General features: G+C 64.7%; 24 protein-coding genes and 1 tRNA gene. 15 read left to right on the top strand and 10 right to left on the bottom strand.

Annotation, left to right across the window (positions count from 1 at the left end; genetic code table 11):
• Nucleotides 1-36 precede the first annotated feature (36 nt).
• Nucleotides 37-1101, bottom strand: coding sequence for a sulfate/molybdate ABC transporter ATP-binding protein (locus AB4074_RS05335; protein WP_441412424.1), 1065 nt, complete (start codon nt 1099-1101; stop codon nt 37-39).
• Nucleotides 1098-1901: an ABC transporter permease gene (locus tag AB4074_RS05330; protein WP_441412423.1), complete on the bottom strand. Its 804-nt coding sequence runs from the start codon at nt 1899-1901 to the stop codon at nt 1098-1100. The genes AB4074_RS05335 and AB4074_RS05330 overlap by 4 nt, the downstream gene beginning before the upstream one ends.
• A gap of 133 nt (nt 1902-2034) precedes the next feature.
• Here AB4074_RS05330 and AB4074_RS05325 point away from each other — a divergent pair, with 133 nt between their 5' ends.
• Nucleotides 2035-2484 (top strand): DUF5997 family protein, encoded by a 450-nt coding sequence (locus AB4074_RS05325; RefSeq protein WP_441412422.1) that lies wholly within the window; start codon nt 2035-2037, stop codon nt 2482-2484.
• A 150-nt stretch (nt 2485-2634) separates the two neighbouring features.
• A complete protein-coding gene (locus tag AB4074_RS05320; protein WP_441412421.1) occupies nt 2635-3252 on the top strand; it encodes a hypothetical protein in 618 nt (205 codons plus the stop codon).
• A gap of 34 nt (nt 3253-3286) precedes the next feature.
• Here the strand turns inward: AB4074_RS05320 and AB4074_RS05315 are convergent, their stop codons facing one another.
• From AB4074_RS05315 to AB4074_RS05295, 5 genes are all read right to left on the bottom strand, one after another.
• Nucleotides 3287-3973, bottom strand: a complete 687-nt coding sequence (locus AB4074_RS05315) for a GntR family transcriptional regulator (RefSeq protein ID WP_441412420.1) — start codon at nt 3971-3973, stop codon at nt 3287-3289.
• Between the two features lie 149 nt (nt 3974-4122).
• Nucleotides 4123-5856: an acetyl/propionyl/methylcrotonyl-CoA carboxylase subunit alpha gene (locus AB4074_RS05310; protein WP_441412419.1), complete on the bottom strand. Its 1734-nt coding sequence runs from the start codon at nt 5854-5856 to the stop codon at nt 4123-4125.
• Complete coding sequence (locus AB4074_RS05305) at nt 5853-7499, bottom strand: 5-oxoprolinase/urea amidolyase family protein (RefSeq protein WP_441412418.1); 1647 nt, start codon at nt 7497-7499, stop codon at nt 5853-5855. Before AB4074_RS05305 ends, AB4074_RS05310 begins: the two co-directional genes overlap by 4 nt.
• Entirely contained in the window at nt 7496-8254 is a 759-nt protein-coding gene (locus AB4074_RS05300) for a LamB/YcsF family protein (RefSeq protein ID WP_441412417.1), read from the bottom strand. Before AB4074_RS05300 ends, AB4074_RS05305 begins: the two co-directional genes overlap by 4 nt.
• A 161-nt stretch (nt 8255-8415) precedes the next feature.
• Nucleotides 8416-9807: a flavin monoamine oxidase family protein gene (locus AB4074_RS05295; RefSeq protein WP_441412416.1), complete on the bottom strand. Its 1392-nt coding sequence runs from the start codon at nt 9805-9807 to the stop codon at nt 8416-8418.
• A 139-nt stretch (nt 9808-9946) separates the two neighbouring features.
• Between AB4074_RS05295 and AB4074_RS05290 the strand changes: the two genes are divergently transcribed.
• Nucleotides 9947-10630, top strand: coding sequence for a TetR/AcrR family transcriptional regulator (locus AB4074_RS05290; protein WP_441412415.1), 684 nt, complete (start codon nt 9947-9949; stop codon nt 10628-10630).
• Between the two features lie 127 nt (nt 10631-10757).
• Here AB4074_RS05290 and AB4074_RS05285 read toward each other — a convergent pair.
• A tRNA-Leu gene (locus AB4074_RS05285) sits at nt 10758-10840 on the bottom strand.
• A gap of 361 nt (nt 10841-11201) precedes the next feature.
• Here AB4074_RS05285 and AB4074_RS05280 point away from each other — a divergent pair.
• Genes AB4074_RS05280 through pknB form a run of 7 tightly spaced genes read left to right on the top strand, consistent with a single transcriptional unit; the run spans nt 11202 to nt 20716 of the window.
• Complete coding sequence (locus AB4074_RS05280) at nt 11202-11945, top strand: DUF3662 and FHA domain-containing protein (protein WP_345448288.1); 744 nt, start codon at nt 11202-11204, stop codon at nt 11943-11945.
• A gap of 5 nt (nt 11946-11950) precedes the next feature.
• The gene (locus tag AB4074_RS05275; RefSeq protein WP_441412462.1) at nt 11951-12433 is read left to right on the top strand and encodes an FHA domain-containing protein FhaB/FipA; all 483 of its coding nucleotides are present in this window, start codon (nt 11951-11953) and stop codon (nt 12431-12433) included.
• A 3-nt stretch (nt 12434-12436) separates the two neighbouring features.
• Nucleotides 12437-14116 carry a PP2C family protein-serine/threonine phosphatase gene (locus tag AB4074_RS05270; protein WP_441412414.1) on the top strand — a complete coding sequence of 560 codons (1680 nt, stop codon included), beginning with the start codon at nt 12437-12439 and terminating at the stop codon, nt 14114-14116.
• Nucleotides 14113-15480 carry an FtsW/RodA/SpoVE family cell cycle protein gene (locus tag AB4074_RS05265; protein WP_441412413.1) on the top strand — a complete coding sequence of 456 codons (1368 nt, stop codon included), beginning with the start codon at nt 14113-14115 and terminating at the stop codon, nt 15478-15480. The genes AB4074_RS05270 and AB4074_RS05265 overlap by 4 nt, the downstream gene beginning before the upstream one ends.
• Nucleotides 15477-16934: a penicillin-binding transpeptidase domain-containing protein gene (locus AB4074_RS05260; RefSeq protein WP_441412412.1), complete on the top strand. Its 1458-nt coding sequence runs from the start codon at nt 15477-15479 to the stop codon at nt 16932-16934. The genes AB4074_RS05265 and AB4074_RS05260 overlap by 4 nt, the downstream gene beginning before the upstream one ends.
• Nucleotides 16931-18739: a protein kinase domain-containing protein gene (locus AB4074_RS05255; RefSeq protein WP_441412411.1), complete on the top strand. Its 1809-nt coding sequence runs from the start codon at nt 16931-16933 to the stop codon at nt 18737-18739. The genes AB4074_RS05260 and AB4074_RS05255 overlap by 4 nt, the downstream gene beginning before the upstream one ends.
• Before the next feature lie 6 nt (nt 18740-18745).
• On the top strand, nt 18746-20716 hold the full coding sequence (gene pknB / locus AB4074_RS05250) for a Stk1 family PASTA domain-containing Ser/Thr kinase (protein WP_441412410.1): 1971 nt from the start codon (nt 18746-18748) through the stop codon (nt 20714-20716).
• Here pknB and AB4074_RS05245 read toward each other — a convergent pair.
• Both AB4074_RS05245 and AB4074_RS05240 read right to left on the bottom strand, forming a co-directional pair.
• Entirely contained in the window at nt 20713-21354 is a 642-nt protein-coding gene (locus AB4074_RS05245; RefSeq protein ID WP_345448282.1) for an aminodeoxychorismate/anthranilate synthase component II, read from the bottom strand. The two genes, pknB and AB4074_RS05245, sit on opposite strands and share 4 nt — an antisense overlap.
• A gap of 170 nt (nt 21355-21524) precedes the next feature.
• Nucleotides 21525-22253: a class E sortase gene (locus tag AB4074_RS05240; protein ID WP_441412461.1), complete on the bottom strand. Its 729-nt coding sequence runs from the start codon at nt 22251-22253 to the stop codon at nt 21525-21527.
• Between the two features lie 310 nt (nt 22254-22563).
• On the opposite strand from AB4074_RS05240, the gene AB4074_RS05235 reads away from it, so the two are divergent.
• Genes AB4074_RS05235 through AB4074_RS05215 form a run of 5 tightly spaced genes read left to right on the top strand, consistent with a single transcriptional unit; the run spans nt 22564 to nt 25182 of the window.
• A complete protein-coding gene (locus tag AB4074_RS05235; protein ID WP_078107039.1) occupies nt 22564-22815 on the top strand; it encodes a cell division protein CrgA in 252 nt (83 codons plus the stop codon).
• 42 nt (nt 22816-22857) lie between these two features.
• Entirely contained in the window at nt 22858-23367 is a 510-nt protein-coding gene (locus AB4074_RS05230; RefSeq protein WP_441412409.1) for a methylated-DNA--[protein]-cysteine S-methyltransferase, read from the top strand.
• Nucleotides 23367-23873, top strand: coding sequence for an RNA polymerase sigma factor (locus AB4074_RS05225; protein ID WP_441412408.1), 507 nt, complete (start codon nt 23367-23369; stop codon nt 23871-23873). The genes AB4074_RS05230 and AB4074_RS05225 overlap by 1 nt, the downstream gene beginning before the upstream one ends.
• Nucleotides 23870-24490, top strand: a complete 621-nt coding sequence (locus tag AB4074_RS05220) for a methylated-DNA--[protein]-cysteine S-methyltransferase (protein WP_441412407.1) — start codon at nt 23870-23872, stop codon at nt 24488-24490. Before AB4074_RS05225 ends, AB4074_RS05220 begins: the two co-directional genes overlap by 4 nt.
• Entirely contained in the window at nt 24487-25182 is a 696-nt protein-coding gene (locus AB4074_RS05215; protein WP_441412406.1) for an alpha-ketoglutarate-dependent dioxygenase AlkB family protein, read from the top strand. The genes AB4074_RS05220 and AB4074_RS05215 overlap by 4 nt, the downstream gene beginning before the upstream one ends.
• The last annotated feature ends 31 nt before the right edge of the window (nt 25183-25213 follow it).

Below are 25213 nucleotides of genomic sequence, written 5' to 3'. Positions count from 1 at the left end.
CCGCGCGGGCGGTAGCCAACGCAGCGCCGGTCCAGGCTACGCCGCGTAGACCTGGACCGCCGTGGCCTTGACCACGAAGTAGATGCGCGAGCCGGGTTCGAGTCCCAGCTCGGCGGAGGCTGAGGGCGTAATGTCCGCTGCCAAATCGCCGGCCCGGACCCTGATGTGGTCCCCGTGCGGTTCAAGATCCGTGATTGCAACCGGGAACGAGTTGCGCGGGCTACCGTGGGCGGCGTCCAGAAAGATGGAAACGGCCGACGGCGGGAAGGCCGCGACGCCGGGCTGGCCCGGTTCCGCTTCGTCATCGAGATGTCCCGCGACGTGCAGTCCGGGAAGCTCGTCGGTGGCGAACGTACTGAGTCCGTCCTCCGTGACGGTGCCCGCCATGAGGTTCACCCCGGCCAGGCCGGCCGCGAACTGGCTACGCGGACGCCGCAACACCTCACGGGTGGCGCCTTCTTCCACAATCCTGCCCTTTTCCATGACGATTACGCGGTCCGCGAGCATGAGGGCATCCAGGACGTCGTGGGTGATGATCAGGGCGCGACGTCCGGACAGAACGCGTTTGAGGAGCCGACGCAAGTGCGGAGCGGCGTGGATGTCCAGCGCGGACATCGGCTCGTCGAGGAGCAACAACTCGGGACTGGCCGCCAGCGCGCGGGCCACTGCAACACGCTGGGCTTGTCCCCCGGACAACTGCCCGGGCTTCCGCCCGGCAAACTCCATGACGTCGACTTCGGCAAGCCAGTGCCGCGCAGTCTCGCGTGATTCCGCCCGGGAGGCGCCTGCGCTGCGCGGGCCGAAAGCCACGTTGTCGAGGACGCTCAGGTGCGGGAAAAGCAACGGTTCCTGGGCCAACAGCGCCGTACCGCGAAGGTGCGGAGGGGTCCATACCCGGCTGCCGCCGTCGAGGTTAAAAAGAACCTGATCCCCTAGGCGGGCAGCGCCGGCGTCGGGCCGCAAGAGCCCCGCCGCAACGGAAAGAAGCGTCGACTTTCCGGCACCGTTGGGTCCGAGGATCGCCACGGTCTCCGCCTGCCCGAGGCTCAAGGACACGTCCAGGTTGCGGGCGCGGACGGTGGCGTCGATGTGGAAACTCATGCGGCTGCTTCCGCGGGAATGTCCGCGCGGTGCGGACGCCGGTAAGACAGCCCGACGACGATCACGGCCACGGCGACGAGCACGAGTGAAAGGGCGACGGCAGCGTCTGCGTCGGTCTCGCGCTGGAGGTAGATTTCCAGCGGCAGGGTCCGAGTAACACCTTGCAAGCTCCCTGCGAAAGTCAGCGTGGCCCCGAACTCGCCCAGGCTGCGGGCAAAGGAAAGCACCGCACCAGACGCGAGTCCCGGGAGGACCATAGGTACGGTCACGCGCCGCAGGATGGTGGTGGGGCGGGCGCCGAGCGTCGCGGCAACAGCTTCGTAGCGGTTGCCGGCCGTCCTCAAGGCACCTTCGAGGCTGACCACCAAGAACGGCAGGGCGACGAACGTCTGAGCCAAGACCACCGCCGTCGTCGAAAAGGCGATCTGAATGCCCGCGAGTTCAAGGCTCTTACCCAGAAGCCCCTGCCGCCCGAACGTGTAGAGCAGCGCGATGCCGCCCACCACCGGCGGCAACACCAGGGGCAGGAGGACGAAGGCGCGGAGTAGCCGCTGCCCTCGGAAGGGCCGGCGGGCAAGGACAAGCGCCAAGGGGATGCCCAGGACAACGCAGAGCGCGGTACTAGCGGCAGAGGTACGAAGGCTGAGCCCCAACGCTGTAATCGAGGACTCGGAGGTCACCAGCGGGATGAATTGCGTCCAATTGACCTTTGCGACCATGGCAGCCAGCGGTAGCAGGACGAACAAGCCGCCCACTACCGCAAGGCCATAGACCCACCGTGGAATCCCGCTGAAGTTCATCAACGCCTGCGGTACGCCGAGGCTTGCGTCACCAGGACTTTCCGGGCGGCCCGGGCGACTCTTATGTGCGGCATGGATTCATCCTAGAACAGCGGCTGTGCCACTTCGCTGCGGTGGCGGATACCCTTGAACCATGACCTCTGCAAACTCCCAGTCCATGAAGCCGGCCACCGTTGCCAAGAAACTTGGCATCTACCTGCCCGCAACACCCCAGGAGTTCCAGGATTCGGAAATCACCCGCGCCGATTTCGCCGAGCTCCAGGCCAATGCCCCGGAGTGGCTCGCCGAGCTCCGCCGGACGGGTCCGCACCCGCGTCCAGTGGTGGCACAGAAGCTGAATATCTCCATCAGCGGCCTCGCCCGCGGCGGAATCACCGAGCCCCTGACGACGACGGAAATCACCGAACTGCTGGAAGCTCCTCCGCAGTGGCTCGTCGTCGAGCGCGCCACGCACGCAGCCGTACGCTCCGAGGCAAAGCGCATCAAGGAAGAAGCTGCCAAAAAGGAAGCTACGAAGGAAGCCAAAACCAACGCCACTGCCAAGCGGGACGCGCCCAAGGCCTCCAAGCGGGACCACGCTTAAGCTCCAACCGGACTTGCCGAGCAAGGCAGGACACCCCGGACAGGGTGTCCTGCCTTGCTGCTTTTAAGCGCGATTCGGGCTCTCGCCTCCACGTCTTCCTCGGCGCATACTGATTTCAAAGGGGTGCGCATTCGCGTGGAGGTGGTCCGATTGCCCGCCACAACTGGAATCCAGCTGACGGTCTGGGAGATCGGGCTGTGGGCAATTTTGCTCATGTGCGCGGTGGCCTTCACCGTCAACGCCGTCCGCAAAGGGGTCATCCACGGAGCCCCCGACGGCGGCCGCCTCGCCTTGCAGGGGCCCCCCGGCCACCGCGATCGGGACTTGGTCAATGAGCCGGACGCCACCTTCTGGAACATCTTCGCTGGACTCGTGGTGATTGTCCCCGCAGTCGTCATTCCCGCCTTGGCCTCGCCCGCCGTCGGGCTCTTGATGCTTTTCCTTGGCATAGGTTCGGCTGTTGCCGCATTTGCCGTCGGCCGGAAACTGGAGCAAAAGCGACAAAGCCGCAGTGGTTTCACGGAGGTGGCGGCCCGTCACGACGCCCTCCTGGCCCGCTGGCAAAAGTATGAACTGGATCCCGCCAAGGGCATCGATTTCCCCGGCATGAGCGACGTCAACGTTCCGCAGACCGCCGCCCTGGTCCGCGCTCTGCAGGAAGCCCAGCGCTGCCGCGTCACCGCAGGGGCTGACTATGACCGCGCCGTCGAGCAGTTGGATATTGCGATGGCCGAAGCCGAAGCAGCGGCGGGCATTTCTGCTCCGTAGCCGGCTCGTGCCCTCGGTGGTGGCGCAGGCCGCTTTACGGAACGGCCCCGATGTGCACCAGGAGTTCGTGCTCGGCACCGTCGAGGTAGCGGCGCAATTCGGCAGCAGCCTCTTCACGCTGTCCGCTACGGATCTGGGCAACCAAGGCGGCGTTGCGTTCCACGTAGTGGCTGTGGAAGTCGGGAGTGGTGGCCATGGCGTGGAAAACCAATCGCATCTCGGCCAGCACTTTCTCCATCAATGCGTCCAGGGAGGCACTTCCGGACAACGACACCAAGGCCTTGTGCAGCTCCTGGTTGGCATCCGCCATGCCGGCCACCGATCCCTCGGCGAGGGCAGCCCGGGCTTTGTCGACGATGACGTCCATCGCGTCCAGGGCTCCAACCGGGACATCGCCCCACAACACCGCAGCCGGCTCGATCAGGCGGCGCACCCGGTAGATTTCGCGGACATCGTCGGCTCCGGGGGCGGCCACGAACACGCCGCGGTTGGGAATCCGCTGGACCACGGATTCACCCGCAAGCACTGTAAAGGCCTCCCGCAGGGTGTTCCGGGAAACGCCGAGCGCTTCGGACAAGGCCTGCTCGGAGAGCTTCGTGCCGGGCGGCAACAAGCCATCGGAGATGCGCTGGCGAAGCTGGGCGGCAACCCACGCTCCAGTGTGGGCGTGGGTTGCGTGGCCGGCGTCGGCGATTCCTTGAAGCGCAGCGTTCATGGGCATGCCCCAAATCTACCGAACGGCGATGCCCGGAGGGGTTTTGCTGGATCACTCCGTCCAAGCCTCGGACGCGGCCCGGAAATCCGCGGAAAGAGGCGGTGCCCCCTTGAGTGATCCAGCAGAATGTGCCGGCGCCCCGATGCGCACGGACCTCAGCCGATGCTCGCGAGCACCTCTCCGCGCCCGACGGCGGTGCCCGGCCCGTGCGGACCACGCGCCACGGTGCCGGAACGGTGTGCAGGGACGGTGGTTTCCATCTTCATCGCCTCCAACACGGCCACGGGCTGTCCGACTTCGACGACCGCACCGTCCTCAACCAGCCACTTCACCAGCGAGCCGGACATCGGCGATGCCAGACCGGAGTCGTCGGCCACCACCGGAGCCGAAACAGCAGCGACCGAACCGCCACCTCCGCTCATCAGCGCTTCGAACAAGCGAAGGGGGAGCCCAAGCTGCACCGCCTTGCCGTCCAGTTCCACCGTGAACGTGCTGCGTTCGGAGCCGGGGGCCACGCGGGCGATCTCGGGAGACACGGCCAGCTCCTCGGCGAACTCGGTCTCGATCCACGTGGTGTACACGCCGAGCTTGTCCTCCGAGGTGAAGGCCTCGTGGCGGACCACCGCCCGGTGGAAGGGAAGCACGGTGGGCAAACCCTTGATCTGCATCTCGTCCAGGGCGGCCCGGGCGCGGCGCAGGGCCTGCTGCCGGTCCTCGCCCCGGACGATCAGCTTGGCCAGGAGGGAATCATATTCTCCGGGAACCACCGAGCCGGAGCGAACCCCGGAGTCCACGCGGATACCCGGACCCGTGGGCGCTTCGAAGACGTCCACCGTGCCGGGGCCCGGCAGGAAGCCGCGCGCGGGATCCTCGGCGTTGAGACGGAACTCGAAGGCGTGTCCTTGGGGCTCAGGGTCTTCCGTCAGGGAAAGCCTGCCGCCTGCGGCAATCCGGAATTGTTCGCGGACCAGGTCCACCCCGGACGTTTCTTCGGTGACGGGATGCTCTACCTGCAGGCGCGTGTTGACCTCCAGGAAGGAGATGGTGCCATCCACGGCCACGAGGTATTCCACGGTTCCGGCACCGTAGTATCCGGCCTCGCGGCAAATGGCCTTGGCCGATTCGTGGATGAGCATGCGCTGTTCAGGGCTCAGGAAGGGTGCGGGGGCCTCCTCCACAAGCTTCTGGTTGCGACGCTGCAGCGAGCAATCGCGGGTTCCCAGGACCACCACGTTGCCGTGCATATCCGCCAGGATCTGGGCCTCGACGTGCCGAGGCCGGTCCAGGAAGCGCTCCACGAAGCATTCGTCGCGTCCGAAGGCCGCTTTGGATTCACGAACGGCCGATTCGAACGCGTCCTCGATGTCCTCCAGGCGCCGCGCAATCTTGAGCCCGCGGCCTCCCCCGCCGAAAGCAGCCTTGATCGCCACCGGCATGCCGTATTCCAAGGCGAACGCAAGTACTTCAGCGGCGTTGGCCACCGGACCGTCGCTGCCAGGAACGAGCGGAGCCCCGGCGCGGACGGCAATCTCGCGGGCGACCACCTTGTTTCCCAGCTCCCGTATGGACTGCGGTGCCGGGCCGATCCAGGTGAGGCCGGCGTCGATCACGGCTTGCGCGAAATCCGCGTTCTCCGAGAGGAAGCCGTATCCGGGGTGCACGGCGTCGGCACCGGAGCGGCGCGCGACGTCGATCAGCTTGGCGATGTCCAGGTATGTCTCCGCGCCGGTGGAACCGCCCAGTGCGTAGGCCTCGTCGGCAAACCGCACGTGGAGGGAATCGGCGTCGGGATCCGAATACACGGCGACAGACTCCAAGCCCTCGTCCGAGCAGGCACGGGCAATCCGCACGGCGATCTCGCCGCGGTTGGCGATCAGGACCTTCTTCATGGCTGGTTTCCTTCGGTGACAGCGCCGGTAGCGGCAGATTCAAGTGGTTCAAGGGTTGCGGGGTCCACGATCGTGAACCGCACGCTGTGGCCGGGCGGCAATTGCGCCGCCGTCGGCAGGTCTTCGGGTACGACGACGGCAATCACCGGATACCCGCCGGTCACCGGGTGGTCGGCCAGGAACAGGACCGGGTGTCCGCTGGGTGGCACTTGGAGTGCGCCGGCAACGGCCCCTTCGCTGGGGAGCTCGCCGGCGCCGCGGTCGGGGTTTCGTTCGAGCGCACGGTTGCTTCCGGGCCTGAGCCGGACACCGATCCTGTTCGACTGCTCGGTGGTGATCCAGTCCTCCCCCGTGAGCGCCTCCAGGGCCCGGGAATCAAACCAGTCATCCCGCGGGCCCAAGGTGATGCGCAGCTCCGAAGAGACCGCTCCTAGCCGCAGCGTGGATTCCTCGGGCGCGCCGACCATCTGGTAGAGCGGCGCCTTTCCCACGGGGAGGCGGGTCCCGGCGGACAACGGCGCGGGACCGATTCCGGACATCGAGTCGCTCGAGCGGCTTCCGAGCACCGGATGCACATCAATCCCGCCGCGGACAGCAAGATAACTGCGGGCCCCGAGCGTCGGCTCTCCCAGGCTGAGGGTTTCGCCGTCGAGGAGAGCGAAGGGCGCGCACATCGCGGCGCGGCGGGCCGGAGTCCCTGACGCATCGCGGGTTTCCAAGGGCACCACCGCTCCGGTAACCGCGACTACCTGGTCACCGACCGCCCGGACCGAGAGTCCGCCCAGCACCGTTTCCACAACCGCCGCACCGGGTTCGTTGCCCACCAAGCGGTTGGCTTGGCGCGTCGATTGTTGATCCACGGCGCCCGCGGCTGAAACTCCCAGATCTCCCAGTCCGGGGCGGCCGAGGTCCTGGACCAGCGATTGCAGTCCGGGTGAGTCCACTACCAAGGCGGGACCGATGACTTCGCTTGCCGGTCCGGTCACTTCGCGGACCGCGCGCCCGGCGGGAGTCAGCGCAACGGCCTCGCGGACGGCCACATACCGGACCCTGTCTCCCGGTCGAACCAGCGCCGGCGACTCCCGTTCGAGGTCCCAGAGGACCGCCGTCGTGCGTCCGATCAGCTGCCAGCCGCCCGGGGATTGCCGCGGGTAAACGGCGGAAAACGTTCCGCCGAGCGCCACGGAACCGGCCGGAACGGCGGTGCGTGGCGAGCTCCGGCGCGGAACGTCGAGGGTGTGGTTCTCGCCGAGCAAATACGTGAAGCCCGGGGCGAAACCGCCGAAAGCCGCGGTCCAAAGCTGTCCGGTGTGCGCGGCCACGACGCCGTCCCGGCCCAGACCGGTGAGGATGCCCACCTCGGCGACGTCCTTGCCGTCGTACACCACTTCGATCGTGACGTCGCGGGAACTGTCGCGTGGCACAGTTCCCAGGTCAACATGCCCGACGACGGTGCGTGCCGCGAGTGCCTCGGCATGCGTGCCGAACTTGAGAAGTACGGTGGCTGCCGCGGCCACCGCATCGAGCTGGCCGGGCAGGGGCTCGGCAAGCAAGCTGGAATGAAACGCCAGCACGGAAGGGAGGTCGGAAAGTTCCACCAGCAGGGCGCGCGGGCCCGCCCATCGTATTCCCGTGAGGCTCACGCGAAGCTCCGTACGGTGACGCCCGCTGCTTCGAGTCCTTCGCGGACGGCGGCTGCCATGGCCACGGCGCCGGAAGTGTCTCCGTGTACGCAGATGCTTTCGGCGTGGACGTTAAGCACAGAACCGTCGCGGGCCACGATTTTGCCCTGAGTTGCCAGGCGGACCATGTTCTCGGTGATGGCGGCGTGATCGTGGAGCACCGCGCCTTCTTCGCGGCGCGATACGAGGGTGCCGTCCGCGTTGTAGGCGCGGTCGGCGAATGCCTCGGCTACTCCGCGGAGCCCCTTCGCTTCGGCTTTGGCGAGTGCGACGGAGCCCGGCAGGAGAAGCAGCGGGAGTCCGGGACTGAAGGCATGGACGGCGTCGGCCACTGCCTGGGCATGGACTTCGTGGTGGACGATCGCGTTGTAGAGGGCGCCGTGTGGTTTGACGTACTTGATCTCGGAACCGGCCGCGTGGGCCAAAGCTTGGAGTGCGCCGAGTTGGTACAGAACGTCGTCGGCCAGTTCCGTGGCGGAGCAGTCCAGGAATCGGCGGCCGAAACCCGCGAGGTCCCGATAACCCACGTGGGCACCGATGGTCACCCCGGCAGCGACGGCCTCGCGGCAGGTGCTGGCGATGGTGCTGGGATCTCCGGCGTGGAATCCGCAGGCGACATTGGCACTCGACACGTAACGGAAGACGGCAGCGTCATCGCCCATAGTCCAGTTGCCGAACGATTCTCCGACGTCGCTGTTGAGGTCAATAAAAGGCATTGTGATCCCCGTCTCAGGTTGAATACCTCACCATCATGCCTGAAACGTCAAGATTGTTCAACAATCTTGCTCACGGGGCCCAGTTGCCCTGATTCCAAGAGTGAGGTCTCGTCCCTTTCAACGAGCGAAGGAGCCGAGACCTCACGTTTGGATTGGATCGACTACGCCACCGGTACCGCAGCGACGAGGTTGTTGGCGGTGACGATCCTGGCGGCCGTTGCCTGGCCCATCCGGACTGCTCCGTCAACGTGCTGGTAGCCTTCCGCAGCCAGATCGGAGGAGGACCAGTAGATGGGTCCGACGTTGGCATGCTGGTCCTTGCCGTAGCGGTGCAGACCACCCAGGTCATAGCTGGCCGCATAGGCTCCGCGGGTCCATTCCTCGGAACCCCAGTCGGATTCGTAGTAGACCTCGGCATCCAGGGCCTTCTCGCCCAGGAAGCTCGCGATGGACTCAAGGACCTTCTTCTTGCGGTCCTCGGCGCTGAGCTCGAAGACGGCGTCTGCCTTTTCGTCCGAAATGAAGCCCACCAAGGTGCCGCGCGTGTCCCCGTGGTTGGTGTTGTCGTAGACCTCCTGGACCAGGGCGTCGGCGCCGAAGCCCGTGCCGGACAGTCCGTCTTCGCGCCAGAACGGCGTGCTGTAGACAGCGTGGACCTTGATGACGAGGCCCAGGGACTGGTGCTGGTGCATCTGGTGCTGGCGGCGCGGCAGCGGCGGGTTGTAGGACACGCGGGAGTACAGGTTCGGCGGGACAGCCATGATGACGAATCGCGCGTTGACGGTTGCACGCTCGGACTCGACGGTGACGCGGCGGCCTTCGCCGGCCGGCTCCCAATTGATGGTGCGGACCGGGCTGTTAAGTACGACGTCGTCACCCAGTTCCGCGGCGATCAACACGGAGACCTGCTGCATGCCGCCGATAACCCGCTTGTCCAGGATGAAGTCTTCATCCGTCAGGTTGGAGAAGGAACCTGCCGAAGCTGCCATCAGCACTGCTTGCAGGGCGGAGAAAGCATGGGCCGGCTTGGTCAGCATGCCGCCGGCGATGAAGAGGCCGATGTTGTTGCAGGCTTCCTCGTCCGTGGAGTTCCGGCGGAGCCAGTGGTGGAAGGAGATGGTGTCCAGTTCGCGGGCCTTCGGGTGGGCCCAGGGCTCCTCCGGGCCGATCTCGGCAGCGAGGCCGTCCAGGATGGCAATGAGCCTGTCCATCTCGGTTGCAGTGGTTTCGCTGACCGGGAAGGAAGCCCCGGTGTAGCGGGTGCGGCTGCCGTCCGGCGCGAGATAGACAGATTCGCCGTCGCGGTAGCGGGAGTACATCTTGAGGCCCAGTTCGTCCAGGAGCCCCATGAGGGCGGTCTGGTCCGGGGACACCCATTGTCCGCCGATTTCCAGCATGGCCCCGTCAATGGTGTCGGTCCATGTGCGCCCACCGACGCGGTCGCGTGCTTCGAGCACGGCAACGCTGAGTCCGGCCTTTTTCAATTCGCGGGCGGCCGTCAACCCCGACGGACCGGCACCGACAATTACAACGTCGCGATCAAGATTCAACATGATGTCCTTTCTGTGGCCGTCCCCGTTGGCTGACCACTAAATGAATGACGTTCATTTATCTCAACTGTAGCTGGCTTGACCCCGGCTGTGAAGACCCAAATGGAATAATGCATTGACACAGCCTCCAGAAAGGTCAGCGATGCCTGAACCCACCCCCGCTCCCGGCGAGACCAAAGCGCGCCGCAGGGCAGGACGGCCAATGGCGGCGGTCCTGGACCAGGACGGCATCACTGCAGCGGCGCTGGAACTGATCAGCAAGAAGGGCTACGACGGGCTCACCATGGCCGCACTCGCGCGCTCCCTGGGAGTGGCGCCGTCGGCCCTTTACAACCACGTGTCCTCCAAAGATGAAGTCCTCAAGCTCGTGGAAGAAGACCTGATGTCCAAGGTCGACTTCGGCGGTTTCAGCACGCTTCCCTGGGAGGAGGCCGTCCGGCAATGGGCATATTCCTACCGCCGCATCTTCGCAAGGCACACCCCGCTGATCTCGGTGATCGCGGTCCTCCCCGTGACGGACGCCCCGCAGACGCTCGCGATGTACGAAGCCGTCACGGAGGGATTTCTCCGTGCGGGTTTCCCGGAGAAGCAGATCATCCCCAGCATCGTGGCCCTCGAGGCTTATATTTTCGGTGCCGCTTTCGACGCGAACGCGCCGGCGGACATTTTCGATTCCGGCCGCCTGGCCGACTCCACGCCGCACTTCACTTCGGCGGTCCGCAGCCTTGGACCCGAACGGAACAACTACCCGTCCGACCTCGCGTTCAGCATGGGCTTGGATGCGCTGATCACCGGGCTCGGCGCGCTCCGGGCATCGCCCAACTGACTCGCATTTGTTGTCGTTATGAGCCGTCAAAACGACAACAAATGCGAGTTAGTTGGGAGTTAAACACGAGTCAGTTGGGAGTTAAACAAAGGAACCCCGATCAGAGACCGGGGTTCCTTGAATTGCGTGCGCGAGGGGGGATTTGAACCCCCACACCCTTTCGGATACTGGCACCTGAAGCCAGCGCGTCTGCCGTTCCGCCACTCGCGCGCAACTTCCTTCGCCCGGGCCGTACCAGGTTTCCCCGGCCTTACCCCTGCGAAAGCAGCGAGATCAAGCATAACGGACAACCCGTTGAAAACACCAATCGACCAAGGACAGGCCGTAAAACCCCGGGACGCCACGGATTGCCGGTTGCCCACAGGATGCGGAAATCCGGCGAAGAGCGTCCCGAAATGATGCAGGCCGGCGAACTTTTCCGGCGTTCCAGCCGTTGTGGAATAAGGCCATTCACAGTCTTGCCCAGTAGTATCGGGGTTGAAGACAGGCTTCTCGCGTGCGCTCTGGCCACTGCGGGGATTCGTCTTGGCTACTGATACTGCAGGGTCAACGAAGCGGAAGGAGAAAGACCATGGGCTTGCTTGACAGGGTTGAGCGTGGCATCGAAAAGGCCGTCCGCGGCGTCTTCTCCACCGGTTCGCGGGCTCGGGTGGAGCCGGTGGAGATAGCGAGCAAACTTCGGCGCGAACTGGACAACCAGTCCATCACTATTTCGGCCGGCCGTACCTTGGCTCCCAACGTCTTCGACGTCCTCTTGAGCGATCAAGACTTCGCGCGCGCCCAGGACTGGGGAACTCCCCTGGCCGAAGAATTGTGCGACGTCGTCATCCAGCACGTGCGCAGCCAAGGTTACATCCTGCAGGGTCCGGTACGGATCTCCTTCCGTCACGACGAAGCCCAGCGCGAAGGCCATTTCGAAATCACGTCCCGCACGGAGAAATCCGACGGGGCTGCCGCGCCCGCTGCTCCTCGGCCCGTTGTCCCCGCGGCGCCGAGCCGCGAGCCCACCCGGCTCCAGCCTGTCCTGGACATCGGCGGACAACGCTATTCCCTCAACGCGCCTTCCATCGTGCTGGGCAGGTCATCCGAGGCCGACATCCTGGTGGACGATACCGGCGTCTCGCGCAAGCACTTGGAAATCCAGACGGCCGACGGAGTCATCCGCGCCGTCGACCTCGGTTCCACCAACGGAAGCTACGTCAACGGCCATAAAGTGGACGGCAGTGTGGAACTTACTGACGGATCCACCATCACCATGGGACGGACCAAGATCATCTTCAGACTTCTCCCCCAGCCCTCTGGTGGGCGCCCGTGAGCGACATCAGTGAACTGACCATCACCGCCCTCCGCTTCGGCTTCCTGCTGTTGCTGTGGATTTTGATCTTCAGCATCGTCTCGACCATGCGTCGTGATCTCGTGATCGGCCGCAAAGCAGCCATGGGAACTCCGACGGCGCGCGAAGTACGCAAGCACCCGGAACTCGCCCCCGCGCCACCCCAGCCCGTGAAGCAACAGGCGCACCGGCTCGTCGTCGTCGAAGGCCCGCTCAAAGGGACCACGCTTCCTTTGGCTGCGAGTCCGATTCTGCTGGGCCGCGCACAAGAGGCCACGTTGGTCCTCGAGGATGATTATGCTTCGGGCAGGCACGCGCGCTTGTTCCCCCAGGGCAGCCGATGGTTCATCGAAGATCTTGGCTCCACCAACGGCACCTACCTCGCCGATCAGCAATTGACCCGCGCCCTGCCGGTGGAGCTTGGTGTCCCCGTGAGGATCGGCAAGACGGTCATCGAATTGAGGGCGTAGCCCATGGCTTCCCCCCAAGCTTCCGAGGGCAAGGCTCTGCCTCCGGAACTCCCCCTCATCATGCGTTACGCGGCGCGGTCCGACGTCGGGCGTGTCCGCTCGAAGAACGACGACTCTGCGTATGCGGGCCGGCATCTTGCCGTCGTCGCGGACGGAATGGGCGGGCACGCGGGCGGGGACGTCGCCTCGGCATCCACCGTGCTGGACATGATCCACCTCGATCACGATTCCTACCCGGACGGCGCGGAAACAGTCCTGGCAGACGAAATCCAGACCGCCAATTCCCTCCTCTCCGAGCTCGTCCACGTAGACCCGAAGCTCGCAGGCATGGGCACCACGGTCACCGCCCTGCTCCTCGAAGGCAGGCGGCTGCACTTCGCGCACATCGGCGATTCCCGCGCCTACCGCCTGCGCAATGGCAAATTCGAGCAAATCAGCGTGGACCACACTTTCGTCCAGAGGCTGATCGACGAAGGCCGCCTGCGCCCGGAGGAAGCCGAGACCCACCCGCACAAAAACGTCCTCATGCGGGTTCTGGGCGACGTGGACGCGAGCCCCGAGCTGGACCTGGACGAGCTCGACGTCGTACCGGGCGAACGCTGGCTCCTCTGCTCCGATGGCCTGAACTACGTCCAAGGCGCGGTCGTGGAGCAAGTCGTCCGCGAAACCAAGGACCTCGCCGAATGCGCCGAGCTCCTCGTTGAGCTCACGCTCGCCAACGGCGCTCCCGATAACGTCACCGTGGTGCTGTTGGAAATCGTGGAAGAGACCAGCGACAACCTCAGCACGGCCGCCGTCGACGTCGTCCGGGAAGCGCCAGTGCCGCCGAAAGCGGCCGATCCCGGAAAGTCCGCGCCGAGCAAGGACAGCGCGCACGGCAACGATGCGGCAGCCCAGGTCAAAGAGTCCGGAGCCAACATCCCCGCAGCCGCGGCAAATCCCACCGCAGCGGCGGCTCCCGTAGCGGGTTCGGCAAACCCCGCCGGGACCACTGAGCCTCCGACGGCGACAGACCCCCACCTTGGCGAGCACCTGTCGGCGGAGATCCTCCGCGAAGAGCTCGCAAGCCGTCCGCACGAACTGGTCGGGGCTGCCGCGACCGCGGCCGATACGGGTTCGATCCCGACCATAGCCGGACGCAGCGTTGCACGCCGGGCTGCCACGGTGCTGACCCACAAGGCTGAACAGGACCGCCAGGATCTACAACCGCCTGTCGCCCGGAAGCGACGCTGGCTGACGCCGGCCATTGCCGCAGTCCTGGCCATATTCGTGGTCGCCGGGCTGTGGCTCGGCTATGCGTGGACCCAGACACGCTACTACGTCGGTGAATTCGACCAGCACGTCGCAATTTTCAATGGCATTTCCCAGAGCCTTGGCCCGTTCCAGCTCTCGAAAGTTGAGGCCAGGACGAACATCCGCATGGATTCTTTGCCTGAATTCACGCAACAAGTCGTTCGCCAGACCGTTCCGGCGCGGGATCTCGCCGATGCCCAGCAGATTGTGAAAAACCTGCAGGAAAAGGGCACCACGGGGCTGCCCGTCAATTGCCCCACGGGCACAGCCAAACCGACGGCGAGTCCCACCCCCACGGCAAGCCCGACGCCGGCGAGTCCGAGTCCCTCGAACCCGCCAACATCGTCACCCACGTCCACGGCTGCCCCCACGTGCGCGGTGTCGCGATGATTCTGGCCATCACCACACCCAAGCCGCGCCGCAACGTCGAGCTCGTCCTGCTGGTCCTTGCCCTGGCTGTGGGAATCGGCGCCAGCGCCATGGTCGGGCTCAACAGTCCGGCCGCCTTCGATGGCGATTTCTGGTTCCAGTCGAGTCTCTTGATCGTGGCGGCATTCGCTTTTCACATGATCCTCAGGTTCCGCGCAAAATATGCCGATCCGATCATCCTTCCGATCGTCGTTGCCCTCAACGGCTTGGGACTGGCCCTCATTCATCGCATGGACCAGCCAGGCGAGGACACGGGTAACAACCAGTTGCGCTGGACCCTCCTGGCCATGGCCGTGTCAATCGTCGTAATTTGGTTCCTCAAGGACCACCGCCTCCTTCGCCGTTTCACATTTATTTCGCTGGCGGCCAGCGCAGTTCTCCTTGTACTGCCGCTCGTTCCCGGTATCTCCGCTGGCGAGGTGCTCGGCGCCAGCGTCTGGATCCGGATCGGTCCCATGACTTTCCAACCAGGCGAAATCGCCAAGATCACCTTGGCTATATTCTTCGCAGGTTATCTTTCCTCCAACCGGGACCTCATCCTGCTTGCCGGCCGAAAAATCGGCCCCATGCAATTGCCGCGCTTCAAGGATCTTGGACCGATGATCACGGCTTGGCTCGTGAGCATCGGCATCCTCGTGTTCCAGCGGGACCTCGGCACGTCAATCCTTTTCTTCGGCTTGTTCATCGTCATCATTTACGTGGCAACGAGCCGAATCAGCTGGGTGGTCATCGGAGTCGCCCTGATCCTTGGCGGTGGATTCCTGGCGTCCAGGTTCTTCTCCCACGTCGCGTTCCGCCTGGACAGCTGGTGGAACGCCTTCACCCCGGAAGTCTTCGACCGCTCCCCGGGCGGCAGCGGACAGATCGTCCAAGGCCTCTTCGGCATGGCCGATGGCGGCCTCGGAGGCACAGGGCTCGGACAAGGCAGGCCGGATCTGGTGCCGTTTGCCAACAGCGACATGATCGTGGCCCTCATCGGTGAGGAACTCGGACTGATCGGCCTCTTTGCCGTCGTGATGCTCTACATGCTCCTTTTCACCCGCGGGTTCCGCGCGGCTCTTGGCGCGCGGGACGCGTTCGGCAAGCTCTTGGCTTGTGGCCTGTCCTTTGCCATAGCGCTGCAGTGCTTCGTAGTGATCGGCGGCGTCACGCGGCTGATCCCCCTGACCGGGCTGACCACTCCATTCCTTGCGGCGGGCGGTTCCTCCTTGCTTGCCAACTGGATCATCGTGGGCTTGCTGCTCATGATTTCGAACACCGCGCGCGGCCCGGTGGACACTACGCCCATTACCCATGCCCCCACAGAGGCGGTGCAGACCTCATGAACCATTCCATACGCAATTCGTGGATGGCAGCAGTTGCCATGTTCGCCCTGCTCTTTGGCGCGATAAGCTATGTCCAGGTCATCGGCGCCGGCGACCTCAATGACAATCCGTGGAACCAGCGCGCCGTCCTGGCGAACTACTGCAACGACCGCGGTGCCATCATCGTGGGCGGCAAGCCGATCGCCGAATCCGTCGCCGGAGACGAAACCTGCAAGTACCAGCGCAGTTACGCCCAACCGGAGCTCTACGCCGGGATCACAGGCTACTTCTCCAGGACCTACGGGTCCACCGGGCTCGAGCAGCAGCTCCGGGATGAGTTGGCAGGCAGCTCCGACCAGCTCTTCCTTGACCGCGTGAGCCAGATTTTCCTCGGGAGCCAGCCGAAGGGCGCCTCGGTGGAATTGACCCTCGATCCCGTGATCCAGAAGCTGGCATACGACCTCATTCCTGACGGTCAGCGCGGCTCAATTGTCGTCACCAACCCGAAGACGGGTGCCATCATCGCGATGGTTTCCAAGCCGTCCTATAACCCCAACTTGATCGCCACGCACGATCCCGCCAAGGAAAAGGCCGGTTACGATCAAATCAACCAGGTCCCCGGCATCAACCTCAACCAGTCCGTGAGCGGGCCCACCGGCGAGCTGTTGGCGCCCGGTTCCGTGTTCAAGCTCGTCGATACCGCGGCTGCATTGAGCTCCGGGAAATACAACAAGGACAGTGTCTTGCCGAACCCGGACAGCCTGCCCTTGCCCGGTTCGAATGCCTCCCTGCCGAACTATGCCGGCGGCAACTGCTCAACCCGCAACACAGCCGATTTCCCTTTCGCCTTGGAACAGTCGTGCAACACGCCCTTCGCGAGCATCGCGCTGGACCTGGGTCAGAACGCCATCGCGGACCAGGCCAGCAAGTTCGGCTTCGGACAGGATTTCGGGGACCAGCTCAAGCTGCAGTCCGCGGTCAGTGTCTTCCCCAAGAATCTGGACCAGGCGGCGCTGGCCCAGTCCGCCGTCGGGCAGCGTGACGTCAGGGCCACTCCGCTGCAAATCGCCATGATGACCGCCGCTATTGCCAATAAGGGCGTCCAGATGAAGCCGAACCTCATCAAGACTGTGCGGGCACCTGACCTGCGTGTCATCAGTGAGCCCAAGGCCGAAGCGCTGCGTACTTCCACCACGCCCGATATCGCCAGCCAGATCACACAGTGGATGACCGACGTCGTATCCAAGGGCATTGCGAGCGGTGCCGCGGTGCCGGGAGTCCAGGTGGCCGGCAAGACCGGTACGGCGCAACTCGGCGATTCAGGCTTGAACAACTCATGGTTTACCGGGTTCGCCCCGGCCAACGACCCGCAGGTAGCCGTCACCATTGTCATGGAAGGCGTTGATGTGTCTACAGGCGCAAAGCTAACCAGTCCGAACGCGAAGAAGATTTTTGAGGCGGTGTTGAACAAGTGAGGCCTACGTCAGGAATCACCCTCGGCGGCAGGTTCCAGCTGACCAGTCGCATTGCGATTGGCGGCATGGGAGAGGTCTGGAGGGCAAAGGACCAGATCCTCGGCCGGATCGTCGCCATCAAGGTACTCAAGGAGGAATACACCGGTGACCCCGGGTTCCTCCAGCGGTTCCGCGCCGAGGCCCGCCACACTGCGCTGCTTAATCACGTGGGAATCGCCAACGTCTTCGACTACGGAGAGGAAGACGGCTCCGCCTATCTGGTGATGGAATTGGTACCAGGTCAGCCGCTGAGCAGCATGCTGGAACACGAGCAGGTCCTTTCCCCGGACCGCACCCTGTCCATCATTTCCCAGACAGCCCGGGCTCTGGCCCCCGCGCATGCCCAGGGCCTGGTGCACCGGGACATCAAGCCGGGCAACCTGCTGATCACGCCGGACTTCCGTGTCAAGATCACCGACTTCGGTATCGCCCGCCTGGCGGACCAGGTTCCGCTCACGCAGACCGGCCAAGTCATGGGTACGGCGCAGTACCTGGCTCCGGAGCAGGCCACCGGACAAACGGCCACAGGCGCCTCGGACATATATTCCCTCGGGATTATCGGCTACGAGTGCCTCACGGGGCATCGTCCGTTCTCCGGCGAATCCCAGATCGCCATTGCGCTGGCCCAGGTCAACGACGCCCCGCCGCCGCTGCCTGAAAGCCTGCCTACCCCGATACGCGCCCTGCTGATGTCCATGCTCGCCAAGGATCCGAAGAACCGTCCTGCGGATGCCATCAAGCTGGCTGAAGCCGCAGAAGCGATCCGCGCCGGCGACATTGCCAAGGCACACGCCGCCGTGCCGGGGATGTTGCTGTTCGAATCCGCCACGGGCCCCATCACCGCACCCACGGACATCGCCACCGCGCCCACCGGCATTGTCACCTCGCCGTACGGCAGGGAAGCACGGTCGACGTCGACGTCGGCGCTCCCGGTAGTCGGCGCCGCCGCCGCGGGAGCCGCTGCGGTAGGGGCCGCAGCCGAAGGTGGAAATCCGCTGGCCCGGGCCAATGCCCTGGCTGCTGAACGCAGTTTGGATCAGGCTGGCGAGCACAACCAGTACCTCCATGAAGAAGAGGAGTACCAGGAGGAGCCGCAGCGGAAGAAACGCAGCCCGTGGACGTGGCCGCTCATTGCACTGATCGTGCTCGTGCTGCTCGCCGTGGTAGGGGCGATCCTGACCCAGTCCGGGCTGTTCTCGCCCAGCAGGCCAGCACCGGCGGGCACCACCCCTCCGGCCCAGGTCTCGAGCGCACCGCCAACCTCGGCAACTCCGAGCCCCACGGAGACCTCGGCCAGCCCCACGCCCGCCACGTCCACCCCCGATACGATCAACCTGATCCCGGAGCAGTACAAGGGACAGCCGTACGACAAGGTGCGCTCGGATCTCAATGCACTCGGCCTCGCGGTCAACGGCGTCCAGGTCTTCGATCCATCCACGCCCGGCACTGTCATCGACATCAATCCTTCCGGTCCCGTGGTCAAGGGATCGACCATCACCGTCAACTACTCCAAGGGACCGCAGATGGTCACGGTGCCGACCATCGGCAAGGGAGCCACCGAATCGCAAGTACAGGCCACCATCGAAGGTGCGGGCCTGCGCTGGGTCACCGGAGCCCCCGTTGACGGAGCAACCGGCCAGGCGCCGGGAACATTCGTCAGTTCCGAACCTGCAGCCGGGCAGAAAGTACCGGCCGGGTCCGTCGTGACCTATCACCTGTCCAAGCCGACCACGAACCCGTCTGCTTCCCCTAAGACCACCCCGTAGGACACCATGCCAACCGGACGCTCCACCCCTGCCCACAGAGAGGACAGCACCCCAATGACATCCCAGCGCGTCCTCAACGGGCGGTACGAACTCGGTGAATTGCTCGGCCGTGGTGGCATGGCCGATGTCTACAAGGGCATCGACACGGTGCTCGGACGAACTGTCGCGGTGAAACTGCTCCGTGCCGATCTTGCCCGCGATCCGCAGTTCCATGCCCGCTTCAAGCGCGAGGCGCAGGCGGTGGCGGCCCTGAACCACTCCTCGATCGTCGCCATCTACGACACCGGCGAGTACACCGTCCCCGGTGGCCCGGGCGAGGACGTCCGGGTCCCTTACATCGTCATGGAATACGTGTCCGGCCGGACTGTCCGCGACCTGATCCGGGCCAAGGAACTGGACATCGATCAAGCCATCGAATTCATCCTTGGCGTCCTCGCCGCTCTGGAATACAGCCATAAGGCCGGAATCGTCCATCGCGATATCAAGCCGGCCAACGTCATGGTGACCGGGGAGTCAAACGATGTGAAGGTCATGGACTTCGGAATCGCCCGGGCGATGGCCGATTCCGCGGCAACCATGACCCAGACGCAGGCCGTGGTTGGTACTGCCCAATACCTGTCGCCCGAGCAGGCCCTCGGCGAGACCGTGGATGCCCGCAGCGATCTGTACTCTGCGGCGTGCCTCCTGTTTGAAATGCTGACGTCCCGTCCTCCGTTCACGGGCGACAGCCCTGTCTCGGTGGCCTACCAGCACGTCCGCGAGATCCCGGAACCCGCCAGCACCTTCAATCCGGCCGTTTCAGAGGCACTGGACAGTGTCCTGGCCAAGGGCCTGCAGAAGAATCGCGCGGATCGTTTCCAGGATGCTGCTGCCTTCCGACGCGCCCTGCGCGCGGCCAAGAACGGCGTTGCTGTTCCGGCAGTTGCCGCCGGAACACCCACCGACGTCCAGGAGGCGGTGCCGTCGACACAGCAGATTCCGGAAGGTGGCCTGGCTCGCGGCCTGATGGGCGCAGAATTCCTGGACAGCACCCTGAGCGGAGAGCCAGGCAACGGCCAGGCCGCCGGCGACCAGGACATGCTGGCCCGGGAGGCAGCCGAATCGGAGTCTGAGGCAGAGCACGACGGCGCCATGCCGCTTGGTTTCGCCCCTGAACGCGAGCGGACCGCCAGGCAGAAGTCCCGCCGTCGTGCGTGGACCGCAGTGGTGGTTATTTTGGTGCTGCTGGTCTTGGCCGGCGGCGGATTCTGGGTGTACAGCACGGTGAACCAGAAGCCGGCTCCGCCCGCGTTGATCCCGGTACCGGCGGTCACCAATATGAGCGAGGCCACGGCATTGCAGACGCTTTACGGCGCCAATCTCAGCCCGGAGTCTCATCATGTCCCGGATGACAAGGTACCCAAGGGGACAGTGATCAGCACCGACCCCGGCGCGGGGTCCCAAGTGGCGCCGAAATCACAAGTCACGCTGAACGTTTCAGACGGGCCGGTCTCGGCGACCGTCCCGGCAGGCCTGAGCGGCCTCACCGAAGCCGCTGCCCGCGACCTCCTGCGCCAGGCTGGACTCGTAGGCGGGTCAAGTACCTTGGCCAATAGTGCCACGGTCCCCGCGGGCTCCGTCATCAGCACCAAGCCGGCTTCCGGAGCCGTGGTGGGCGTGGGCAGCACCGTTGACTTGGTGGTGTCCACGGGCAAAGTAGCCGTGCCTCAACTCGTTGGATTGAGCAAGGCAGATGCCGAGGCACTGCTCAAGCAGAACGGCCTGGCCATCGCGGTCACCGAACAGGAGAATTCGCAAGTAGCCCCTGGAAAGGTGACGGGCCAGGGAGATGCCTTCAATTCCCTCGTGGAGCAGGGCAAGACCATCAGCGTGATTGTCGCGAAGGCTCCCGCCCCGCCCCCGAGTCCCACTCCGACCCCCACGCCTTCTCCGAGCGACACGAAGGGCGGCGGAGGCCTGGGCGGACTAGGCGGCTAGCGCTGGATCAGGGGGCTCAGGGTGGCTGCACGGGCGGCCGCCCCGGACATCCCGAGTGATTCAAGCCAGTTGCCGAGCATGAGGTAGCCACCTTCGGTGAGCACCGATTCCGGGTGGAACTGCACACCGCACAGCGGCGCCGAACGGTGCTGCAGGCCCATGACCACCCCGCTGGCGGTTTCGGCGGTGATTTCCAGGACGTCGGGAATGCTTTCCCTGACTGCCGCCAGGGAGTGGTAGCGGGTTGCCGTCACCGGCGAAGGCAGACCGGCGAAAACGCTTTTGCCGTCATGCTGCACAGGTGATGTCTTGCCGTGCATCAGCTCCGGTGCGTGCGTGACGGTCCCGCCATAGGCCTCGGCCAGTGCCTGGTGCCCGAGGCAGACCCCGAACATCGGTTTGTTGTTGTCTCCGCACCACCTGATCAACTCAATGCAGACTCCGGCGTCCGCCGGGGTTCCGGGGCCGGGGGAGATCAGCACGCCGTCGCGCGCGTCCGCCAGCTCGATCGCTTCGGCGAGGGTGACGTCGTCGTTCCGGACCACTGTGGTTTCCGCACCGAGTTCCTGCAAGTAGCCGACCAGGGTGTAGACGAAGCTGTCGTAGTTGTCCACGACGAGGATTTTTGTTGTGCTCATGGCTGCTGTGCTGAACCAATCGTTGAGTCGGTGAAAGTAGTGAACTGTGACATCCAGGGGAACAGGAACTGAACCATCAAGACAAGCGCGCATGCCACGAGGGCCGCTGATGTCAGGATACGCACCCAGAGGGGTCCCGGAAGGTGGCGGAAGATCCATCCGTACATGGCTTAACCCTTTCCGGCCGTCTGGGCGACTTGCTTGGCGATGTCCTGTGGTGGCCCGGCGGATGCCGGCTGCCAGCTCTCCAGAACGGAGTAAGCGATGATGCGTTCTTGCGCACCGAAGCGCGGATTGCAGCTGGTCATGGTCAGGTAGCTTTCGGTGGGCGTCGCACCGGGCTGTGTGGGAACCGGAAGAAGGACGTCCGTCCGGGAAGGCAGCACGATCTGGTTGTTGCGGAAAACGTATGTGTAGTAACCATCTTTGGTCTGCACATATATCTTGTCGCCCGGTACCAGGAGATGGATGTTGTCCAGCACTGCGCCATGGGTCTGGCGGTGCCCCGCGACGGCGAAGTTGCCCGGGGCTCCCGGCATGCTTGTGGTCCCGTAATGGCCAAGGCCCAGCGTGTCCAGAATGTCGGAACCGGTTCCCTCGATGATGGGCCGCGAATAATCCGGGCCGAATCGAGGAATGTACATGATGCCGATCATGCCGCCGTGCTCGGGAGCCTCGGCAACCACGGGCTTCCCGTAGTCCGGCGGTGCAGCAGGGTTGGCAGGGGCAACGGGCGCCACCGGTCCCGCAAAACTCTTCGCAAAACCCTGGACGGCCTGGCTTTGCTTGGCGTCGGCTTCGACGTTGGTCCACCACAGTTCCCAAGCCACAAAGAGCAGCAGGATGAGTCCCGCGGTGACGAGCAACTCGCCCACGATCTGGACGATTTTGCGCACAATGTCCCCCGTGCTTGACCGTCCCTTGCGCCTCGCCGACCGCGGCTTGTGTCCCCTGGTGCGGGGACGCTCCGCGCCGGTTCCTGTACCGTCGTCCGGCACGGCAGCGGCTTGCTGCGTCTGCTGCTGCGCCACTGGATCTCCTCTTTGCAGGCGCGGATGCCCGACGACGAGGAGCCTCCGAAATCCGGCTAGACTTGGCTGCTAGAACGAACCCCGGAATTGCCGCGTGCGCGTTGACCGCTGGAATTTTCCTTCCTGCAGGATATCAAGCTGGCGCGCGGCCTTTCATTCAGCCGGCCAAGGAGGAACCGTGCCCGAGTCCAAGCCCCGCAAGAGGGCCGCCCGCCCCACCGAAGCGGCCACCGCGCAGCAGTACAAGCCGAACCCCATCTGGTACAAGCCCGTCATGTTCGGTCTCATGATCATCGGCTTGCTGTGGATCATCACCTTCTACATCACCAGCGGCCAACTTCCCGTGCCCGCATGGGCCTCCTGGAACATCGTGGCAGGTTTCGGCATCGCAATTGTCGGCTTCCTCATGACCACGCGCTGGCGCTCCTGAGCGGCGACCTCACATTTCCGCCGCCTGCAGCGTCTACTAGACATGACCACCAGGCACACTACGATTGATTCCCCGCTGGGCCGGCTCACACTGACTGCCCGGGACGATCAGCTGACCGGCATTTTCTTCGAGGGTCATTGGCATATGCCGCCTTCGGAATTCTTCGGTGAAGCCGTCCCGGCCGAGGATCCCCTGTTCCACCAAACTGCCGTTGAACTCGGCGAATACCTGGCTGGCGAGCGGACCGTGTTCGACGTGCCGTTCAAGGCTTCAGGGAATCCGTTCCAGCAGCGGGTCTGGGCAAGGCTCGAAGAAATTCCGTACGGGGAAACCGTCAGCTACGGAGAACTGGCCACTGAACTGGGCGATCGCAACCTTTCCCAGGCCGTCGGCTCGGCAGTTGGACGCAATCCATTGAGCATCATCGTCCCGTGCCATCGGGTGGTGGGGCGCGACGGGAAGCTCACCGGATACGCCGGCGGCCTCGACAACAAACGGTTCCTCCTGGAACTCGAAGAACCAGCGGCGGCGAAGGAAAGCAAGCTCTTCTAATGGAGCCCAAGAAGCCGTTCGAGCTGGTCGTCCGGGAGCACGGACCCACGGTCCTGCGCGTGTGCCGCGCGGTTCTCGGCGTCCACGACGCGGAAGACGGCTGGTCCGAGACTTTCCTCTCCGCGTTGAAGGCCTACCCGGAACTTCCGGCCGGTGCCAACGTCCAGGCCTGGCTCGTGACGATCGCCCACCGCAAATCCATCGACATCGTCCGCTCCAGGAACCGCCAGCCGGTTCCGGTGGACGAACTGCCCGTGCGACCGTCGGCTCTCGGAATCCCCGGCGACGGCCACCGGGAGGTGCTCGACGCCGTCGGGCAGCTTCCGCCGAAGCAGCGCCGGGCGGTGGCGTACCACTACCTCGCCGGGCTCCCCTACAAGGATGTCGCCGGGCTTCTCGGCGGAACCCCCGACGCAGCGCGTCGAGCGGGAGCCGACGGCGTCAAGGCGTTGCGCGCCATTCTCCTCGACAGCTCCTTGAGCTACGTGAAAGAAGAAACCCCATGACCACCCACCACGACGAACCCGACGTCTCCGAACTCCTCGCACCCCTCGATTCCGTGGAGCCGGCTGTCATGCGGCGGCTCCACGACCGCCTCGCAGCGGCTGCAGCGGAGCAGCACGCCCTCGACATTGCCTACCGCACGGTGGATTCCCCGATCGGCAAACTGCTCCTTGCGGCCACCGAGCGCGGCATGGTGCGCGTGGCATTCGAGGTGGAAGACCACGACGCCGTACTGCAGCTGCTCGCGGAAAAGCTCAGTCCGCGGATCCTTTTCTCAGCGAGCCGCCTGGACCCGGCTGCCCGCGAACTCGACGAATACTTCGCCGGGACCCGGCACCAGTTCGACCTCCCCCTGGATTTCAGCCTTTCGCGCGGGTTCCGGCTCAGCGTCCTGGAACATTTGCCGCAAATCGCTTACGGCCACACGGAAAGCTACGCGCAAGTGGCCTTGGCGGCCGGAAGTCCGCGAGCCGTGCGCGCCGTCGGCACTGCTTGCGCCACCAACCCGCTGCCGGTGATTGTTCCTTGCCACCGGGTGGTGAAATCCGATGGATCGTTCGGCAACTACCTCGGCGGCACGGAAGCCAAACGAGCCCTGTTGGCGCTCGAGGCAGCATGAGTTCAGGGTGGACAGAGCCGCTGTTTCCGCTTGAGTTGCCGGAACCGCCCGACGCCGGTCCCCGGGAGATCGCGCCCGGCGCGGTTCACGTTCCGGGCTGGTTGAGCCTTGAACAGCAACAGTGGATCGCAGCCCGTTTCGAAGAGTGGACGCGAGGTCCCGTCCCCTTGCGCGCCGCCGTCCTTCCAGGCGGGCACCCGATGTCCGTCCGGACGGTCTGCCTCGGCTGGCACTGGCAGCCCTATCGGTACACACGCGAGGCCTTTGACGTCAACGGGCGGCGGGTCCTCGACTTTCCTGACTGGATGGTGCGTCTGGGCCGCAAAGCGCTCTTCGAGGCCCACGGCGACGCCGCCGAAGCCGCCGGCTATACGCCGGACACTGCGCTGGTGAATTTCTACGACGGGGCCGCCAAGATGGGGATGCACCAGGACAAGGACGAAAGGTCCCGGGCCCCTGTGGTGTCGCTCAGCATCGGAGACAGTTGCGTCTTCCGCTTCGGAAACACGGAGACGCGCACCAAGCCGTATACCGACGTCGAACTCTCCTCAGGAGACCTCTTCGTGTTCGGTGGCGCATCCCGTTTTGCGTACCACGGAGTCACCAAAGTTCTCCCCGGAACCGCTCCCGAAGGCTGCGGGTTGCCGCGGGGGCGGATCAACATCACCATGCGTGTCACGGGAATGTCGTAGGACGGGGGCACAATGTCAACAACAGCTTTTG

The organism is Arthrobacter sp. 2MCAF14 (genome assembly GCF_052115645.1).
Classification (GTDB): Bacteria; Actinomycetota; Actinomycetes; order Actinomycetales; family Micrococcaceae; genus Arthrobacter.
Note: the sequence above shows the minus strand (reverse complement) of the source record. Positions and strands in the feature narration are given on the sequence as shown.

Excerpts from the sequence above, each read along its gene's own strand:
- AB4074_RS05335 (WP_441412424.1), bottom strand. The coding sequence starts at position 1,101 with ATGAGTTTCCACATCGACGCCACCGTCCGCGCCCGCAACCTGGACGTG.
- AB4074_RS05330 (WP_441412423.1), bottom strand. The coding sequence starts at position 1,901 with ATGAACTTCAGCGGGATTCCACGGTGGGTCTATGGCCTTGCGGTAGTG.
- AB4074_RS05325 (WP_441412422.1), top strand. The coding sequence starts at position 2,035 with ATGACCTCTGCAAACTCCCAGTCCATGAAGCCGGCCACCGTTGCCAAG.
- AB4074_RS05315 (WP_441412420.1), bottom strand. The coding sequence starts at position 3,973 with ATGCCCATGAACGCTGCGCTTCAAGGAATCGCCGACGCCGGCCACGCA.
- AB4074_RS05310 (WP_441412419.1), bottom strand. The coding sequence starts at position 5,856 with ATGAAGAAGGTCCTGATCGCCAACCGCGGCGAGATCGCCGTGCGGATT.
- AB4074_RS05300 (WP_441412417.1), bottom strand. The coding sequence starts at position 8,254 with ATGCCTTTTATTGACCTCAACAGCGACGTCGGAGAATCGTTCGGCAAC.
- AB4074_RS05295 (WP_441412416.1), bottom strand. The coding sequence starts at position 9,807 with ATGTTGAATCTTGATCGCGACGTTGTAATTGTCGGTGCCGGTCCGTCG.
- AB4074_RS05290 (WP_441412415.1), top strand. The coding sequence starts at position 9,947 with ATGCCTGAACCCACCCCCGCTCCCGGCGAGACCAAAGCGCGCCGCAGG.
- AB4074_RS05280 (WP_345448288.1), top strand. The coding sequence starts at position 11,202 with ATGGGCTTGCTTGACAGGGTTGAGCGTGGCATCGAAAAGGCCGTCCGC.
- AB4074_RS05270 (WP_441412414.1), top strand. The coding sequence starts at position 12,437 with ATGGCTTCCCCCCAAGCTTCCGAGGGCAAGGCTCTGCCTCCGGAACTC.
- AB4074_RS05265 (WP_441412413.1), top strand. The coding sequence starts at position 14,113 with ATGATTCTGGCCATCACCACACCCAAGCCGCGCCGCAACGTCGAGCTC.
- AB4074_RS05260 (WP_441412412.1), top strand. The coding sequence starts at position 15,477 with ATGAACCATTCCATACGCAATTCGTGGATGGCAGCAGTTGCCATGTTC.
- pknB (WP_441412410.1), top strand. The coding sequence starts at position 18,746 with ATGCCAACCGGACGCTCCACCCCTGCCCACAGAGAGGACAGCACCCCA.
- AB4074_RS05245 (WP_345448282.1), bottom strand. The coding sequence starts at position 21,354 with ATGAGCACAACAAAAATCCTCGTCGTGGACAACTACGACAGCTTCGTC.
- AB4074_RS05230 (WP_441412409.1), top strand. The coding sequence starts at position 22,858 with ATGACCACCAGGCACACTACGATTGATTCCCCGCTGGGCCGGCTCACA.
- AB4074_RS05225 (WP_441412408.1), top strand. The coding sequence starts at position 23,367 with ATGGAGCCCAAGAAGCCGTTCGAGCTGGTCGTCCGGGAGCACGGACCC.
- AB4074_RS05220 (WP_441412407.1), top strand. The coding sequence starts at position 23,870 with ATGACCACCCACCACGACGAACCCGACGTCTCCGAACTCCTCGCACCC.
- AB4074_RS05215 (WP_441412406.1), top strand. The coding sequence starts at position 24,487 with ATGAGTTCAGGGTGGACAGAGCCGCTGTTTCCGCTTGAGTTGCCGGAA.